Raw genomic sequence first — 260 nt, forward strand, 5'->3', positions numbered from 1 at the left:
TCAACCAATAAATCTTTAACAAATCGTATAATGCTATACAAATGTGTCATGCGGTATTAATCCGGGTTTCCCCGGGCTATCCCCCAGTTGAAGGTAGGTTGCATACGCGTTACGCACCCGTACGACGGTGACATTGCTGCCCCCTCGCCTTGCATGTATTAAGCCTGCCGCTAGCGTTCATCCTGAGCCAGGATCAAACTCTCCATTGTAAATTTTGTTTTGTGGTAATTCCGAAAAATTCCACGTTATCTTCTTAAACG

At 45.0% G+C, this 260-nt stretch carries 1 rRNA gene; it reads right to left on the minus strand.

What is annotated here, in order from left to right:
* Positions 1 to 209: ribosomal RNA gene (locus AC1XUO_RS29705) — 16S ribosomal RNA — on the minus strand; the annotation flags it as partial.
* Positions 210 to 260: the final 51 nt, after the last annotated feature.

The organism is Dyadobacter sp. HNCC25DJ186 (genome assembly GCF_056895235.1).